The following is an 18,314-nucleotide window of genomic DNA, read 5'->3' on the forward strand; positions in this document are numbered from 1 at the left end:
GTTTCGAACCGTTATGGTTTAGCGGTCGATTCGGGTAATAAGCTAAACACTTTATTGGCAATGTCGATATTATCCTGGTGACCACCAAAGAGTCTTGCGCCAGGGCCCGATGAAAACACTTGTACGTCAACCGCGGTATGTCCACCGCTTGTCCAGCCTGTGTTTGAGCGCTCATCGATTAATTTACGCAATGCGACTGTCAGAGGTTCGTTGCCTTGCATGCGTGCATTTTCAAGTGTGGCGTACTCAGCTTCAGAAGGCTTAAAACCAATCAAGGTGGCAATAACAGTTTGCCATTGTGGCTCTGCGATAGCACGCGTGGCAATTTCATCTGGGCTGGCTTGAACGTTATGAAGTACAGCTGGATTCCATTCGTACTTGTCATTCGCTCCGACAGAGAGTCCACCGGTATTGTGGTCGGCTGTGATCACCACTAATGTATCTTTACTTTGACGCACAAACTGCTCAACCACTTCAACAGCCGCGGCAAACTCGTCCATTTCCCCCATTGCGGTTGCAATGTCGTTACTGTGGCCTGCCCAATCGATTAAGCTGCCTTCGACTAATAATACAAACCCTTGCTGGTTTTGTGATAAAAGGTCGATGGCTTTTTGGGTCATTTTACTGAGTTTATGGCCCTGTTTGTCGTTAATCGCCCAAGGTAATTGCACATCTGCAAATAACCCTAACACTTTGGGTGATGTTACTGCGTCGAGTTTCGAAAACTCGCTCAAATGTTGGTAACCTTTGCCAGTGAATTGTGCCAATAATGAAGGGGGGAAATACTGCTGGCCACCGCCTAAAATCACGTCAGCATCTGTGTCCAGGTAGGCTTGTGCTATGTCGATGTAGTTGCTGCGACTTTCGTTATGGGCCAAAAATGCTGCCGGTGTCGCGTGGTTAACTTGTGACGTGACCGCGACACCAGTGGCTAAACCTAGTGCTTTGGCTTTTTCCATTAATGTCGTAAGTGGACGCTTTTCAACATCGACGCTAATGGCACCATTGTAGCTTTTAAAACCGGTCGCCAGTGCTGTAGCTGAAGCTGCAGAGTCGGTCACATAGCCACTGACAGAGGCAGGGTAGGTGCTCGACATACCAACCAGTAGGCGATCAAACACAGTTTGTTCGATCTCTTCTGTTTCGGGATTATCGTTATAATAACGGTAAGCCGTTGTGTACGCAGGGCCCATACCATCACCAATCATGATGATGATATTTTTGGGTCGAGCAGGCCCTGCTGTTGGCACGTTACTATTTGCTGATCCGGTTACTGCAGCAGGACTTATCATTTCATCATTGGCCATTACGCTTGGCGCACAAAGGCAAGGTATTAACAATAAGCAGCTTATTGAGCGTTTACACGTCGCTAAAAAATCCATGATTCGTCCTAATATGTTAAGCGTTAATACGCGCTTCAATGGCATCCATTAACATGCCAGTAATATCAACATCAAAGGCGGCTTCAATTTCTTTAATGCATGTTGGGCTGGTGACGTTAATTTCGGTGAGTTTATCGCCAATGACGTCTAAACCAACAAAAATTAGGCCGCGTTTTTTCAGTTCAGGCCCAATCGCACGGGCAATTTTCCAGTCGCTTTCTGATAGCGCTTGGGCAACACCGCTGCCGCCAGCCGCTAAGTTACCACGGGTTTCGCCTTTCATCGGAATGCGGGCTAACGCGTAAGGTACTGGTTCACCGTCAACCACTAAAATGCGTTTGTCGCCTTGAGTGATTTCTGGAATAAAGGCTTGGGCCATGGCGTATTGCTGACCATAACTGGTTAAGGTTTCAATGATCACCCCAACGTTAGGATCGTCTTTTTTCACGCGGAAAATAGAGGTGCCACCCATGCCGTCTAATGGCTTAAGAATAATGTCTTGCTTGAGCTGATGAAACGCACGGATACGTTTAGCGTCACGGGTGACGATGGTTTCTGGGGTAAATTCAGAAAACCATGCCGTGAACAGTTTTTCGTTTGCGTCGCGTAAACTTTGTGGCTTGTTAACGATTAATACGCCTTCTTCTTCTGCGCGCTCTAGCATATAAGTGGCGTAGATAAATTCGGTATCAAACGGTGGATCTTTACGCATTAATACCACATCAAGGTCAGCTAATGGCGTATCTACTGCGTCACCTAATGTAAACCAGTCATTTGCATCTTGCTTAACCGATAATGGACGCATGTTTGCCATGGCTTTGCCATTGACCATCGCCAAATCGTGCATTTCCATATAAAACAATTGATAACCACGTGACTGTGCGGCTAACAACATCGCAAAACTTGAGTCTTTTTTGATGTTAATGTCGCTGATTGGGTCCATTACAATGCCGAGCTTAATCATGGATATTTCCTTACTATATGGGGAGATAATATCGACTGAGTACTAGCCAATATCGCCAAATTTAACTTGTAGTGCGGTAATTGCTGTTAACGATGCCGTTTCGGTGCGAAGCACTCTTGGGCCAAGCAAAATATCAGTAAAATGATGAGTTTCTGTCATGGCGATTTCTTCATCTGACAATCCACCTTCAGGGCCAATTAACAGTCTGACTTTGTGATTGTCAGCATTTAATTGCAAGCCATTTATACCGTGAGAGGCACGCGGATGTAAATTGAGCTTTACCGCACAGGTTTGTTCTTCACACCATTGAGCTAATGTCATCGCCGGGCGCACAATAGGCACCACGCTTCGGCCAGACTGTTCACAGGCACTGATGACAATTTTTTGCCACTGTTGCAGCTTTTTATCTAAACGCTCACCGCTGAGTTTGACCCCACAGCGATCTGAAAATAGCGGTGTAATTGTGGTTACACCAAGCTCTACCGACTTTTGTACGGTAAATTCCATGCGATCGCCACGAGAAATCACTTGGCCTAAATGTAAATCAAGTGGTGACTCACTATTATTTGCCTCACAACTTAAGACCGTAACAGTAATCGATTTCTTACTGACATCAGTAATTTCAGCTAAATAGTCATTGCCGTCGCCGTTAAATAAACTGATGTTATCACCATTTCCCATGCGTAATACACGACCAATATGAGCGACACCGTCATCATCTAATTGAACGGTTTGCCCTTGCTGCAGATTGTCTATGGATTGGTAAATGCGTGGAACTCTCATCAGTGGCGACCTTATATAATTAGTGGCTCAAATAATAGCTGGGTATTCAATTAACGGATTAAGCCGTTATTTTGGCATTGTTTGAATACAAAATCATTATGATTACCTTGGTGATCCGCGATTAAGCTATCACGTTGGCATTCTCTTGCCGAAACCGGCTGCATTTTGTCCCATGCATTAAACAGTTTTTTCTGACTGCTACTGATTTGCAAACCATAGGTTTGCTGCATGTAAAGGTAAGTGCGTGCAATTGGGCCACGTGCTTGTACTGGTGGTTGTACTTTACGACCTTTAAAATCGACAATCATGGCACATTGGCCATATTGATCAGGTTTTCCGTTCCAATCACTGAAACGATAATTACTGCGGTCTCCGTTTACTTCACCGATGGCTGGCACAAGATTGTGTAAATCGGCCTCCATTTTTTTAAATTGCTCACTGTTCTTACCGCAATTTTTACGGCCGCCGTCTTGCCAGCATTGTAGCTGGTGGCCAAATTCCCATGCTGGGACAACGTGCTCCCATTCAATTCGGTTTGCGCGGATGATTTGTTTGCGGACTTGATAGCCACAGCTAGCATGTTCGGCTTGCCATAGTTTGCCGCTAATGGCGATGTCGCAGCCGCAATAAAAGGTACTGAGAGGCAATTGTTGATAGATTTTTTTTGCAATGGTTTTAGCTTGTCTAAAGCTACTTGGATGTTCAGCGGCATTGACAGTGGTTGAAAAAATGCCGCATAAAAGCGACACCCCGAAAAACCAAGAGTGATAATAAGATAAGCGCAAAATAAACCCTAAAAAGTAAACTAAAAATACAATGTTTGCGGAGTTAATCCGTCATTTTGCGCAGATGGTAAGGCATAGGCTGCCATGACGCAATTGATAATATTTTATGGGGTTATGACGCTTAGTTGTGTCAGATAGGTTGAAGGGTTTGCTTGCAGCGACGACAGCGATACTGTGTTTGACCACGGATCACTCGATTATGGCGTCTTATGGATAATGTGGTGTTGCCACAACCGCAAAAATAGTCAAACTGTTGCCCATTCACCGATTGGACATTCAATTGATGGGTGGTTTTTGGCGCCACCTTAAAAGTGGATACCATAATGCTTTGCCATTCTTTTCCATGGGGTTTTACACGGCCAAAAAGTTGGTAACACAATAAGTGGCTTATTTCGTGTGGCACGACTTCGCTTAAAAACACCTGTGGGTTTTCTGCCAATAACACTGGGTTAAAACGTAATCGGTTTGTTTGTAAGTGAGCGGTTCCTGCGCTTTTTCCGCGTAAGGTAAATTGCACGATAGGGCGTGGAAACACTCGCTTAAAGTGATGTTCAGCATGTTGATAATCACTTTCAACCTTGGCGAGTATCTGCAACTGTAAAGCAGACTTAGCATGGTTTGCTGTTAAGTCTGCGCTGCGTTGATTTGAGGCCATATTGGCGCTCGCAGGTGCACTTGCTTTATCTAGAGTAGTTCGAGCTCGTAAAGCAAGGTTAAATATATTTTTAAGCATGTTCTCATTTCTAAGCTTGAGCTGTTTTTTGATTGCAGCTGCCAAGCTGTCATTCATTAGCCATTAGCCATTAGCGGTTATTGTTATAAAGACGTTGCCGCAGCAGCGATCATGGCTTTGATTTGCTCAACAATGTCTGCTTCAACTTGAGCATCATAGCCCTTAACTCGTGGAGTATGAATATGACCCACAGGCAAGTTCAAGTTAAATTGATCGCGCAATAAAATACTGCGGTACGAGATTTCATTTGACAAATATCCACCGCCAGAACCTTCTACCGAAACTTCATTTTGTAATTCTGTTAATGATTTTGCTGAAAATTGACCTCGAGACATCGTTCTAATTTGGTGATTATCGTTAACCGTCCAGCGGCCTTTAACTGCCTGCATTAGTTCAACCGGCAATGAAAATTGCACAAATTCTGGGCCATTTAATTTACCATCGTTTGAAGTGCCGCCATTAAAAAGTGGTGCTTTAGGGTTACGATGAGTGGCGCCAGTTAGCACGTTTAGATTATCGGGGGCATCAGCACTACGGTTACGCCCAGGAAAACGTTCAATGTCAAAATTGTCGCGGCCCATACTAATGGTAAATAACATATCTAAACTATTGTTACGGTAAAACGGGGTCAGTAATGATTCAATAATCCCGTTGTCAAAATCGCCAAATCTAACGGGGATCATTACCGTTTCAATTTGTGCCATTTTGCCATTAACGTTAAAACGATAACCGTCTAAGGCCAGTGCCGCTAATCCTGATGGATTACTTTGACCAATATTGCGGTCTAGAAAAAATGGATCGAACCCTGTAACCAAAATATTAATGTGAGTGTTAGGATCGAATTCTATATCACTGAATCCACGCGATGACTTTTCAACCGCGCTGACTAATATTTCGCGCTGCCAATCTGCAATGTTAAACCCCGCTCTGTCTTGCTTAAGCGTGTTGCGCATACCCAGGCGGCTCCAGTATAGAGAGCGATCGTCATCATGGCCTGATTGCACATCACGCACGGCTTGCTGCCATAATCGATGACCTTGTTGAGCGGCCATTTCTGTGACAGATAGCTCGTCGTTTGCCTGCTGTAATTTGACCTCAAGGGTCTCGTTAATGGCTTGGTAGCGGTTGACCACTTGCGGCATAGTTTGACCCGCTTTAGATACCCGCATCTCTTCAATGTTTTTTGGCAGTTGGCCAGCAATGGCGGTATGAGATAAGGTGAGAAATGCCGCTGAACTTAACATGAGCAAAGCGTTGCGATTAATCATCACGGTTCCTTAAGGACGAGCATGCCCTTATTTGGGTTGTGTTTAACGATATAAGGTCAAAACGAGGTCTAATTGACAGTTATAACACAGATATAGTGTTGATTTAATAGTGCACAAGAGACAAACGCTGATTATGTGAACCTTTTAAGTTGCTGACTTAAATTGAATAAGTTTTTTGGCCGTTAAATTTTACAAACACTTTATTCTTAAGGCTGATATTTACGACAAAAATTGCGTAAGTGAACCATACTAAGGCAATAACAAGATATAGCTGAAATAAATCTTAGTCGTATATTCATTGTTTGGTTGCTCTGGGGAGAAAGCCAAGCTTAATGACAGAGTCGCAAATGTGTCATGATACTCAATTGAAAAGGTATTCTTTTGGGGGCGCTTTGCATAGATATGTAGCGTCGCTTTTCTGCATATAGGACGTCACATAGTTGGTTATATCTATAGATAAGATGCACAAACTAATCTCCGATTAGTTATTGATGTGCTCACTGTATCGAAAGGATATCAACATGGAACCATTACTATTGGCAGGATTTCAGTGTAATGAGCTAAATGACGTACTTTCTCGACTGCATTTTAAGCTTCACTACATTAATTCATACGACAAACAACAAATACCTACTGACTGCGCGCTTTGTTTAATCGATCTTCGTAAAGGCAGTATCATCAATGAAGTTAACTACTTGGTGAGGGAACTCGACCCGAGGGTTCACATCATTGTACTCATTAATAAACCTCAGCTTGATAACGCCGAAATCACCACCTTTATAGCCCAATTTGCGTGGGACTTTTGCACCAGCCCGATTGATCCAGAAAGATTAGCAAAGTGTTTGGGACATGGAATGGGGTTGGCTAAATTGAAGCAACAACATCAGTCTACTGAGCCCGATTTTCCTTGTAATGATCCTGAACAACCAATTATTCAATCTGCTGTAATGCAGCAATTATTTAGACAGGTTGAGCGTGTAGCGCCTACCGATATCCCGGTACTGATCCGTGGTGAGTCTGGCACCGGTAAAGAATTGGTTGCAACGACATTACATCAACAATCAACGCGAAAAGACGGACCATTTATTACAGTCAATTGTGGTGCTATGGCTGCAGGGTTAGTTCAATCGGAATTATTTGGGCATGAGAAAGGTGCGTTTACAGGCGCAACGAGTAGCCGAAAAGGTAAAATTGCGCTTGCTGATGGAGGCACGTTGTTTCTTGATGAGATTGGCGATTTACCTGCCGAGCTGCAAGTTAATTTACTGCGTTTTTTACAAGAAGGACTTTTCGACACTGTTGGTGGCGGTACTCCTCAGTCTAGCGATGTGCGTATTTTAGCGGCAACCCACGTCAATTTAGAAAATGCCATTGATCAGGGGCAGTTTAGGTTAGACCTTTATTATCGTTTAAATGGGATTACTATCGAAACGCCAAGATTAAAAGATCGACGCGATGATATTATTGGACTGGCAAACCGTTTTATCCGTGTGTATTCAAACGAATATGGCCTGGCAACAAAGCCATTATCGCAATCAGCTAGCCATGCGTTATTAAATTATCCATGGCCTGGGAATGTCCGTGAATTAATTAATCGTGTGCGCCGAGCGGTAGTATTGAGCGACACGCAGCAAATAAGCGCGCAAAACCTAGAATTAGCCAGTATAGATAAAAAACGACATATTGCCTTGTCACTTAAAACCTTAAAAGACACTGCTGAAAAGCAAGCATTGCAGCAGGCTATCTTGATTGCTGATGGCCAAGTTGAGTTAGCTGCAAGCTATTTAGATATTTCTCGAGCTACTTTCTATCGATTAATGGATAAACACGGGTTACAGCTTACTTAAGCCTATTTTGCTGCTTATGTCTTATTTTACTTTTTGAGTCTTATTGTTGAGAAATAGGCTTAAAATAAATTCTACAATTAATTCAATAGCCTAGATTTATATCATCTCATTGTTAAGACTTCCCTTTGAACGTTGAAAACCTATCAAATTGAAATATATGCCTTTTTTATATTGGCACAAGGGTTGCTATATCCTTGTATCAAGTATGGAAGGAACATCTTATGGATATCATTAGCAAAGTACATTGCAAGCATTTGCAACTGTCATTAAAGCGAGGGATGCAATTAAGCATGTTATTGCTGGCTGCACAATCTCAAGCTGATGATTCGAGTGTTATTGGTTCACATGTATTGCAAGGTGCAGGACGTGCGAGTATTAATCAGGCCGCAGGCGACTTTAATATTCAGTCTAATAGCCATGCAGTGGGATACAGCACTGCTATTAAAACGATTAATTATCATATATTGCCGCAATCAGAATCGGTATCTGATGTGAATAAACAATTTACAACGGTAATAGATAGCCAAGCCTTTGCGCTATTTCAGGGGTTAGTCAGTGTTAATCAAGTGAGTGGTGAGCTCAACATGCAAGCCAATATCGGCAGTATTGCGATGGATTCAACACTCGAAACCATCATGGGCCAGGGATTAAGTGACTCAGCATTAACCCAGGTGTCGAGCCAATTTGCCCCTTCAACTTATCAACTATCACATTATCAAGCCGAAATTGCTCCAGACAGTTTTCTGGATGCCCAAGGTGTGATGCAAGTTAATCAGATTTCTGGCGATAAAAATATTGCCATTAACCAGTTCTCGTTGCAGTTACCAAACGGGAATTAATTATCATCGATCGGAGGAAAGGAAGATGAAAAAACTAACTCTAGTGCTAAGTATTGCAGCAATAATGAGTGGTTCTGCATATGCAAATGGAATGACAGAGACAGACAGTAGTGTTGAATTAGATAAAAAAGTAAAAGTGACCAAAAAATTAAGTTACGAAGGTGCCGTGACCATAGAAGGAAACATTTTTGCCAACGGGCTTGGTATGGCTGTCGTTGAAAATGTTCAAGAGTCCAGTGCCAACATGGTTGTGAATTCTTACCATGATAATGAGGCTCAGATTACGGGTAACGCGTTTGAAAATTCAAGCGGTAATATTGGTGTTAACCAGGCTGCCGGTGAGTTTAATGCGCAATCAAACTCAGCAGCATTAGCAGCAATTGATGCCGGTTTTGCATTTGGTTCTGGTGATGCTGAAATTTTCAGCACACAAGTGGGAGGATTTAATACTGTATGGAATGATGCTTCAACCAATACATCGACCATCGACGGCGCTTCATTTATGAATGCGACAGGTAATATTGGCGTTAACGTGGCTGCGGGTAATAATAATCTGCAAGCAAACAATATGGCTGCATCGACTTACAGTGGCGCATTAGGTGAAGCGAGTGTGTCGAATGTTCAGCAAACCGGGCATAACTATTCAGATAATATTAGTGTGGTGCAAGATTCAATAGAATATGCCCAGGTCAACTTTGCTTTAAATGCTGAAGGTACATATGACGGTGAGTCATATTTGGCTGAAGCTTATTATCCCGAGGTTATCCTAGAGGGGGATGGCGAGCATAATAGTGGCGATGGTGTGGTTCGAGGTCATATCGACTTTGATACTGAGAATCCATCTGGTGCTGAAGTCATGACCTTTAATGAAGAAGGTGATTTAGATCTGAATGGTACTGTGAGTGGTGTTTTACCATACTTTGTGCAAACCGTGACTCAAAAAACCAACAACTCTTCTATGTTAGCTGGCACTGCTTTCCAGGGGGCGTCGGGTAACATTGGCGTTAACTTGGCAAGTGGTACGGGTAATTTGCAGTCAAATAACCTTTCGTTGGTGAGTATCACTACTGCCACAGATATTGTTTCAGGTGAATAGCTTATTAATCAAACGTTATGAATAAGGCAGGGGGGCAACCCCCTGATTCATATTATGAGTAACATAACTTCAACAATGATTATCTTATCGGTCGTGGTCAATTTTATTATCCCTTCTAGCAGCCTTGCAGCCAATATACCTCTTACAGGGGTTGTGCCTGGAATGGGAACCTATTCTAAACCGATACAAAGTATTCGAGAACGCAAGTTTGAGCATGTTATCGAGCAAAAAACTGACTTTTCTTGTGGTGCAGCGAGTTTAGCCAGCTTGTTAAAGTTTGCCTATGACCGCCATGAGATTAATGAGCAAAAAGTGCTTATTGGCATGTTAGAACACGCCGACTTAGGTTTGGTTAAAGAGCAAGGCTTTTCATTGTTAAATATGAAGCGTTACCTGCAATCTCAAGGGTTAAGAGGTCGAGGTTATAAGGTAGGTGAAGCGGAGATGTCGTTATTAAAAATTCCAGCTATCGTCCTGCTTAATGATGGTGGCTATAGTCACTTTGTGGTTTTTCGTCGTCATGACGAAGGTGAAGTGTATTTAGGCGATCCCGCGCTCGGTAATAGAATTATGAGCATGGATGAGTTTAATCAAAAATGGAATGGCGTAGTGTTTGTGGTGATAGGTCAAGATTATCAGCGCGATAACCCTTTATTACATCCAAGGGCTAAATTAACGCTTAATACACTTGATCCATTATCGCCGATGACAGATGCCGAATTGCTCGAATTTGGTTTTTCATATTCAGACATGCTTTAAGGAGGAAGGTATGAAATTAGGCATGATGCTTTTATTGGCTATTACAACTCCCGTAATAGCGAGCCCACCTTCGCTGTCAGTATTTACACACAGCCAAGTGTTAACAGACTTTGAACTAGATTCAATGAAAGGTAAGTACACCAATAATGGTCAAGATTATTATTTTGGCCTGCAAATGCAAACACAATTTATTCAAGATAATGGCGTTCAGCAACAAGTGGGAATGCAAATAGAACTCAGCCAAGTCGATAATCAACCTTCGATAAATATTACGATTAGCGACCCCAACGCCGTTGATAGTCAAAATGGATTCCAGTTAGATTCGTTAGGACAATCTGCTGGTTTACAGCAACGGATTCAAATAGCGGGAAGTGAAAACCTGGCTGTAAATGAGCTCGATATGGCTCAGGGGCGATTAGTGCCGTTATTGCAAGGTATTAATATAGCTGTCGGTACGACCTTGGTTAGCCAAAGTGGTGACACTACTTTTTCGGCTAATGCGAATACTGTGGGTTACCAAATTGCACTGGCCAGTAGCAATGTGAGTCAAGGGATTAACTATCAAGATGGCAATGGTCAGTTAGTACAGAGTATTTTTATTGATGGACTCAATCAAGGAGTGATAAACCAGTCTACAATAAGGTATGACGGTATGCCTGTTGGACCAATACAGTCAAATATACTTGGTAGGCAAATCAGTGATTTAACCTCATTAGGTTTTTAATTCATTCTGTACGAGCCAAGGATGTGTTTATGAATAAGAAATGGACCTCAGCTGCCGCAGTCGTATTGCCAAGTTTGCTGGTAATGCCTGCGTATGCTGCAGACACTCATTCTCAACCCGCCTCTTTATCGACTTTATCTGAGCAAGACATTGCTGAACTTAAGCAGAAGTTGATTCAATTAAACCAACAAATTAAGTTGCAGCAACAAACGATTAATCAGATGGCACAGCAGGTACTCAAACAAGAGGCATTAATAAGGCAAACCACCACAACAGAGGTCGCATCTGCAACTCCGCAGACCGTTTCGCCAGCGGAGCCGCAAGCCACACAAAGACCGCGAACAGAATCTTCGCAGCAAACCGTGGCCTCAAGTCATGTATCTGAAAGAAAAAAAGCACCTGATCGGGCAAGAAGTACAGATGACGTACTACAAGAGGCGCATAACGTATTTACCCGCAAGTTTACTGTCGAACCTTCATTTACTTACAGTTATTACAGCCGAAAAGATCTTATCCTCAGGGGCTTTTTAGCCTTAGATGCGATATTTTTAGGTAATTTAAATTTGGACCGCATTCGCACCAACACTACTCAACTTGATCTCACAACACGTTATACATTAAATGATGCCTGGCAGTTTGAGATAGGATTGCCGTACCTTTATCGCTGGAGTCAATATGACTCTGTGGGTGAGGGGAATTCTAGTCAACGTTATGAAACGGCTAAAATTAGTGGCGGCCAAATTGGTGATGTTAGTGCTGCCGTTTATTATCGTCTTAATACTGAGTCTTATGATTGGCCAGATTGGGTGTGGAACTTTCGAGTACGCGCTCCGACAGGAAAAGATCCATTTGGTATAGCGTTGGAAACCTCGGATTCTGGTAATTTAACTTATCCTACAGAAATGGCTTCAGGTTCTGGAGTCTGGAGCGTGTCGACAGGATTTAGTCTAGCTAAAACCTTTGACCCTGCTATTGTATTTTTTAATTTAAATTATGGCGCAAGTTTCAAAGAAGAGTTTGATGATTTATCTGGCGCTGCTGGCAAAAGTCCTGGGGAAATTGATTTAGGCAATTACCTTGATTACAGCTTAGGGTTAGCATTTGCTGTATCTGAAAGAATGAGTTTAAGCATGAGCTTTAATCAACGTTTTTACAGTAAAACCAAGCAAAGACCTGAAGGTGGTGAATGGGAGAAAATACCGAGAACTGACACTAACACGGCCAGTTTAGGCATTGGAGCAACCTTAGCGTTATCGCCTAATTTGTCAATGGTGACATCTATCGGTGCAGGGTTAACGGAAGACTCACCCGATTATCAAATTAGTTTACGCTTTCCTTACCGTTTCTAGTTTATACCCTGATGCAGTTTGATATCGTTATGATTCAAGCTGCATGAAGGTATAGATTATTGATGTCTTACTTATCCCATCATCGAGTGCAACGATTCTTGGCTGGTATAACGTTTCGTGAAAAAGTCTAAAAAGGCACTAATGTTACTGGCGAGTTGTCGCCGACTTGAATACACCCCGTAGACTTTAAACGACTCCATTGGCCATTCTTGTAAAATAGGCACCAGGCTGCCAGAGGCCAGCTCTTGTTTACAGCTGGTGTTGGATAACATCGCAATGCCAAAATCATCAAGTGCTAATCGTTTTACCATACTGGCACTGTTCACCCGCACTTTACGTTTAAACGTGGCCATCATTTTTCGATTGCCTTTACCCAATGGCCAAATGGGAGCCGATAATGTTGTGCCAAGTAATATGCCATTATGTTGGGCAAGTTCTTGTGGCGTTGCTGGGCTGTTATGTTTTTTAATGTAGCCAGGGCTGGCCACAAGAATGGGTTGGCGTTCAAACAATAATCTGGCAACTAAATCGGACGACTGCAATGGGCCATATTTAATCGCAATGTCATAACCTTCACCCACTAAACCGACATCATTATCGGTAAACTGAATGTCGAGTTCAATGTTGGGGTAAAGTCGCATAAAGCTTGAGCATAAATGCCCAATCACATCTTGTGAAAATGACACAGGAATAGCAATGCGTAATGATCCTGAAATATCATTATGAGTATTCTCAATAATCGCTTTGGCAGCTTCAATCTCGTGACTAATGGAATCACAATGCTGAAAAAACAGTGCGCCAACTTGAGTCAGGCTCAAATTTCGGGTGTCGCGTTGTAATAAACGCACCCCAAGTTGCTCCTCTAATTGGGCAACTTTACGACTTATTGTTGATTTAGGTTGTCCGATGTCTCGTGCTGCTTGGGAGAAACCTTTGGCTCTTACCACCGCTGCAAACAGCATCATACCGTTCAAATCGGGCATTTTAGTCTCACTGTCTCATTTATGGAACAAAGCGTCCAAGGTAGTTTATATGGTAATTTACCTACTAACAAAGTTATATTTACGAGCTATAAAAAATTTCAGAGGCTATATAAGCAGAGGATCTAAGGATGACCAGCAAAAAGCAGCCCGCTAACAAGACTCAAGCACTATCGGCTGACCCACTTTTCTTACAAGCTGAACACTTGGCTAAAGATTTTTCATTATTTCCTGCTCATAACAAGCAGAGTTTATCTGAAGAAGTGAAAGGACTATTAAATGAAGACGCGATTCAAGCTAATTTAAAAAGTTTAGCGTCTTTAGATGTTGACGGTTACGTGACAAAAGTAATCCAACCCACTTTGGATAAAAACCGCCCTGGGGCGAAGCGGATGATCGCGGACTTAAAAGGCAAAATTATTGCTGAAAGTCATGCGGGTCCGTTTTACCGTGCAGAGGTGGAACTTAATTTTGGTACGCGTACCCGCCGAATCGGTTTTATCGCTCAAGAGCGAACCACTGCCAATGGCGCGTGGATGCCAGAGCATCACCTGGCCGCATGTAAAGCGATTCGTCATTTTGCTCAACTGTCGATGCCTATTGTGTACTTAATTGATACACCGGGCGCAGATGCTGGTGAAATTGCTAACAGCCAAAACCAGGCGCATTCGATTTCTAAAGCGATTGCCGAAAGTGCCAATGTTGATGTGCCAACAGTCGGTATTGTGATAGGTGCGGGTTATTCTGGTGGTGCGATTCCATTAGCTGCCGCTAACATCTTATTGTCGGTTCGCGATGGTATTTTCAACACAATTCAGCCGCAAGGTTTACAAAGCATTGCACGTAAGTACAACTTGTCGTGGCAAGAGTGTGCTAAGTCTGTGGGTGTATCGCCAGAAGAGTTATATACCTCTGGTTGTATTGACGGCATTGTTGACTTTTCTCCGTCTGATAAAGACGAGCGTCAGCATAATTTACGCCGTGCGATTATCAGCTCAATTGAAGCGGTTGAACGTGCAGCAATGAATTTTGTGCGCGACTCGAGCGATTTAAAAGAGCATTACGACCGCAGTTTACAGCGTTTCTTGACGCCGTCTAAAAACCTTGTCACTTTAGAAAATAATACCGGGTTGTCGGTCGCCAGCGACCCGACCATGTATCACAACATTTTTGGTAGTGCATACCGTTATTTGCGTTACCTAACGCTGCGCAGTCGTATTCAATCGATTTCTCAAGAGCAGTATGGTCGTTTATCGAAAGTGAGTGTGCCAGAAGGCGACTTGTTAGCGCGTATTAAGCAAGAGCAAGAGCGCGTATTCCAGGCATGGTTAACAAACCCAGATAAACTGGTTTACGACGAAGAGCTTAATAAGCTTTGGTCTACTTTTAGTACCAAACGTGGTGAGATTTCAACTGAACGAAACATGATTACGCGCTTTATTTTGGGTGAACCAAAAGAGAACTATAAGAAAGCACGTAAAGCTTTGTTATTCAACATCGGTTGGTCTTTGTATCACCGCTGGAAAAGTAACGCTGCTAACAACTTCAACGGCTTAATTAAACATTTAGAGTCGTTACCAAAGTCGGCTACTCAAGCCCCATGGCCTGAGCTAAATCAACTGACGGTACTGGATATCGTGGTTAATGATGAGCTGCGTGAAGACTTTATTTGGCAGTGTCATAACGTGCTTATTTTTAACGCGTTATACGACAACGTTGTGGGCAGTTTAGCGTCGATTTCGAAAGAAGCGATGATGTCTAAAAGTTTGTCACGCGAATCTGTTGATAAGTTACTACATAAGTCTATCGACAATGCGCTATCAACTAACGACAAAGCCAATGACAAGAATAAGTTCTATAAGTGGCTTAAATACTTTATGGATCAATCTAACCGTGCTGAGTTATTAACGCGGGTAGAGCAATGGAAGAGCGTGGGTTTCCCGCAGTTAAACGATTCATTATTCGTTATTTTGACTTACTTTTTCGAACGCTTATTGCCTGAGTATTTCGACAGTGAAGAAGATCACGACAAATACACCGGCACAATTAACCCTGTGCGTATTGGTCGTCGTAAGGATTTCTGGAACCGCTTAACCATGGGTTACCAAGACTTACTGATCCAGAAAGTGCTTCGCGAAGAGAAAAAGCAAGGCAAGATGGGCTGGGAAAATGTCATCAAGCAGTTCTTTACTAAGTTTGATGAAGTTGATGCCGACAAAATGTCTGCTAACTTGCTTAACTTCCCCGGTTTCCGTTTATCGATTGAAGATGCCATTGACAAAAAGATCCGCCCTTGCGGTCTGATTACTGGTTTAGCTGACTTTAATAACAACGGCACTAAATTACGTGTGGGTGTTGCTGTATCAAATACGGCATTCCAAGCGGGTGCATTTGATATGGCCAGTGCTGAGAAGTTTAGCGCGCTATTAATCGAATGTGCTAAGCGTAAATTACCGGTAATTTGTTTTATCAGTTCTGGCGGTATGCAGACTAAAGAAGGTGCAGCGGCGCTATTCTCAATGGCTGTGGTTAACGACCGTATTACGCGTTTTATTCGTGATAATGAGTTGCCAGTATTAATGTTTGGTTTTGGCGACTGTACCGGTGGCGCACAGGCGAGTTTTGTGACTCACCCATTAGTGCAAACCTATTACTTGTCTGGTACTAACATGCCGTTTGCTGGTCAAATGGTTGTGCCGGCTTATTTACCGTCAACAGCAACGCTATCTAACTACTTGTCTAAAGTACCGGGTGCGATGACTGGATTGGTGCATAACCCATTCTGCGAAACATTAGATGCACAATTATCTGGTATTGATCCGTTAATGCCTTTGCCAACGGCTAAAATTGAAGATGTGATCAGTAAAGCCTTATCTTCACTTGTGCCAGAAGTGGCTGAAGTAGAAGAAGAGATTGTGCAAGACGATCCGCGTGCCTTGATGAAGCCAATCGCTAAAGTATTAGTGCATGCGCGTGGTTGTACAGCGGTGAAACTTATCCGTAAAGCACACGATAACAATATCAATGTGGTGTTAGTTGCGTCAGATCCTGACATGACTTCAGTACCAGCAGATATGCTGAAAGAAAACGATAAACTGGTTTGTATTGGTGGTAATACATCAGATGAAAGTTACCTTAATGCTTATTCAGTATTAAAAGTCGCTGAGTATGAAGATGTAGACGCATTGCACCCAGGTATTGGTTTCTTATCTGAGAGCCCTCAGTTTGCTGCTTTATGTGTGAATAACGGCGTTAACTTTGTTGGTCCTAGCGTGCATTCAATGACGACAATGGGTAACAAGTCTAATGCTATTCATACATCGCAAGCACACAATGTACCGGTTGTTCCTGGTAGTCACGGTATTTTAAGCAATGCAGAGCAAGCGGTAAACGTGGCGTCTGAAATTGGTTACCCTGTGCTGCTTAAAGCGGTACAAGGTGGTGGCGGTAAAGGTATTCAGGTTGTTAAGCGCTCTGAAGACATGATTGGTTTATTCCAAAAAACCGCAACCGAAGCAGCAGCAGCTTTTGGTAATGGTGACTTGTATTTAGAGAAATACGTTACCTCATTACGCCACATTGAAGTGCAGTTATTGCGTGATAAGTTTGGTAATACCAAAGTGCTAGGTATTCGTGATTGTTCAGTGCAGCGTAACAACCAGAAAGTGATTGAAGAGTCTGGTTCTACAATGTTGCCTGAAGAGCTGAAACAACGCGTGATGGAATACACTCGTGCGTTAGGTGATGCGACTGATTACATGGGCGCGGGTACTGTTGAGTTTATTTATAATCTTGACGCAAATGAAGTGTACTTCATGGAAATGAACACACGTCTGCAAGTAGAGCATCCAGTAACCGAAGCCACCTCTGGTATTGATATTGTGAGCGCGCAGTTTGATATTGCCGCTGGCCGTTCAATTGAGAAGCTAGAGCCTGTTGAGCAAGGTTATGCGATGGAAGTGCGTGTCACTGCAGAAAAAGCGGCGCTAGATAGCCAAGGTATTCTGCAGTTGATCCCTAACCCAGGTAAAATCACCGAGTGCGTTATTCCACAACGTGACGATGTAGAAATTATCTCGATTGCTGAAGCCGGTAAAGAAGTATCGCCATATTACGACAGCTTAATCGCGCAAATCATTATTCGTGGTAAAGATCGTGCCGATGTCGTGGCTAAAATGTATGCATACTTAGACAGCGTAGTGATTAAAGGTATTGCGACTAACATACCGTTGTTGAAGTTGATCCTTAAAGATCCTACTTTCAACGAAGGCGTATATGACACTAACTACTTGCCACGTTTAATGGCTGAGTTAGACATTCCAGCATTGATTGCTGAAATGGAAGCCGCTGCTGAAGCTATGCCAGTTGATACTGAATCTTTACGTGTTGGCGAAAGTAATGAGCTTAAAGTCTTGGCACAAGGTGCAGGTATTTTCTATACCTCTCCAGCGCCAGGTGAAGCTGACTTTGTAAAAGAAGGTGATATCGTAACGGTAGAGCAAAATTTAGCGCTAATGGAAGCGATGAAGATGTTTTCTCAGGTCACGTTAGCCGGCTTTAACCGTCAAACAGGTGTACTGTATCCTGAAGACCAAAAATATCGTATTGAGCGTATTCTCAATAGCAACGGTCAACAAGTCTCGCAAGGTGACTTACTGTTTGTGATTTCGCCTGTAGAGGCATAAATCAAACGTTTGAACGTTGAATAACATACCCGCCGCAAGGCGGGTATTTTTTTGTCATACTTTTGTTGGTATATACTACACTTTTTACGAGGTACACTTTTCGTCCAAATACAATTGGGT

At 42.8% G+C, this 18,314-nt stretch carries 14 protein-coding genes; 7 read left to right on the forward strand and 7 right to left on the reverse strand.

The window, feature by feature from the left end:
- Nucleotides 1-11 precede the first annotated feature (11 nt).
- From GQA99_RS14890 to GQA99_RS14915, 6 genes are all read right to left on the reverse strand, one after another.
- Nucleotides 12-1,292, reverse strand: a complete 1,281-nt coding sequence (locus GQA99_RS14890; RefSeq protein WP_229785919.1) for an alkaline phosphatase — start codon at nucleotides 1,290-1,292, stop codon at nucleotides 12-14.
- A gap of 106 nt (nucleotides 1,293-1,398) precedes the next feature.
- A complete protein-coding gene (gene gshB / locus GQA99_RS14895) occupies nucleotides 1,399-2,346 on the reverse strand; it encodes a glutathione synthase (RefSeq protein WP_160054995.1) in 948 nt (315 codons plus the stop codon).
- Between the two features lie 42 nt (nucleotides 2,347-2,388).
- The gene (gene rsmE / locus GQA99_RS14900) at nucleotides 2,389-3,129 is read right to left on the reverse strand and encodes a 16S rRNA (uracil(1498)-N(3))-methyltransferase (RefSeq protein WP_160054998.1); all 741 of its coding nucleotides are present in this window, start codon (nucleotides 3,127-3,129) and stop codon (nucleotides 2,389-2,391) included.
- Nucleotides 3,130-3,179: 50 nt separating this feature from the next.
- Nucleotides 3,180-3,878: an endonuclease gene (locus tag GQA99_RS14905; RefSeq protein ID WP_189386233.1), complete on the reverse strand. Its 699-nt coding sequence runs from the start codon at nucleotides 3,876-3,878 to the stop codon at nucleotides 3,180-3,182.
- A gap of 166 nt (nucleotides 3,879-4,044) precedes the next feature.
- A complete protein-coding gene (locus GQA99_RS14910; RefSeq protein WP_229785918.1) occupies nucleotides 4,045-4,569 on the reverse strand; it encodes a SprT family zinc-dependent metalloprotease in 525 nt (174 codons plus the stop codon).
- A 161-nt stretch (nucleotides 4,570-4,730) separates the two neighbouring features.
- The gene (locus tag GQA99_RS14915) at nucleotides 4,731-5,915 is read right to left on the reverse strand and encodes a PA0049 C-terminal domain-containing protein (RefSeq protein WP_160055007.1); all 1,185 of its coding nucleotides are present in this window, start codon (nucleotides 5,913-5,915) and stop codon (nucleotides 4,731-4,733) included.
- A gap of 521 nt (nucleotides 5,916-6,436) precedes the next feature.
- Between GQA99_RS14915 and GQA99_RS14920 the strand changes: the two genes are divergently transcribed.
- From GQA99_RS14920 to GQA99_RS14945, 6 genes are all read left to right on the forward strand, one after another.
- The gene (locus GQA99_RS14920) at nucleotides 6,437-7,762 is read left to right on the forward strand and encodes a sigma-54 dependent transcriptional regulator (protein WP_160055010.1); all 1,326 of its coding nucleotides are present in this window, start codon (nucleotides 6,437-6,439) and stop codon (nucleotides 7,760-7,762) included.
- A 221-nt stretch (nucleotides 7,763-7,983) separates the two neighbouring features.
- On the forward strand, nucleotides 7,984-8,601 hold the full coding sequence (locus GQA99_RS14925) for a FapB/FapC family functional amyloid domain-containing protein (RefSeq protein ID WP_160055013.1): 618 nt from the start codon (nucleotides 7,984-7,986) through the stop codon (nucleotides 8,599-8,601).
- Between the two features lie 25 nt (nucleotides 8,602-8,626).
- Nucleotides 8,627-9,697, forward strand: a complete 1,071-nt coding sequence (locus GQA99_RS14930; protein WP_160055015.1) for a FapB/FapC family functional amyloid domain-containing protein — start codon at nucleotides 8,627-8,629, stop codon at nucleotides 9,695-9,697.
- A 54-nt stretch (nucleotides 9,698-9,751) separates the two neighbouring features.
- Entirely contained in the window at nucleotides 9,752-10,456 is a 705-nt protein-coding gene (locus tag GQA99_RS14935) for a C39 family peptidase (RefSeq protein ID WP_229785916.1), read from the forward strand.
- Nucleotides 10,457-10,466: 10 nt separating this feature from the next.
- Complete coding sequence (locus GQA99_RS14940; RefSeq protein ID WP_160055018.1) at nucleotides 10,467-11,180, forward strand: hypothetical protein; 714 nt, start codon at nucleotides 10,467-10,469, stop codon at nucleotides 11,178-11,180.
- A 29-nt stretch (nucleotides 11,181-11,209) separates the two neighbouring features.
- Entirely contained in the window at nucleotides 11,210-12,529 is a 1,320-nt protein-coding gene (locus GQA99_RS14945; protein WP_206194581.1) for a transporter, read from the forward strand.
- A gap of 71 nt (nucleotides 12,530-12,600) precedes the next feature.
- Here GQA99_RS14945 and GQA99_RS14950 read toward each other — a convergent pair whose 3' ends face one another.
- Nucleotides 12,601-13,512: a LysR family transcriptional regulator gene (locus tag GQA99_RS14950; protein WP_160055021.1), complete on the reverse strand. Its 912-nt coding sequence runs from the start codon at nucleotides 13,510-13,512 to the stop codon at nucleotides 12,601-12,603.
- Between the two features lie 128 nt (nucleotides 13,513-13,640).
- Between GQA99_RS14950 and GQA99_RS14955 the strand changes: the two genes are divergently transcribed.
- Complete coding sequence (locus tag GQA99_RS14955) at nucleotides 13,641-18,194, forward strand: ATP-binding protein (RefSeq protein WP_160055024.1); 4,554 nt, start codon at nucleotides 13,641-13,643, stop codon at nucleotides 18,192-18,194.
- The last annotated feature ends 120 nt before the right edge of the window (nucleotides 18,195-18,314 follow it).

The sequence above is a fragment of the Shewanella litoralis genome (genome assembly GCF_009828585.1).
GTDB lineage: Bacteria > Pseudomonadota > Gammaproteobacteria > Enterobacterales > Shewanellaceae > Shewanella > Shewanella litoralis.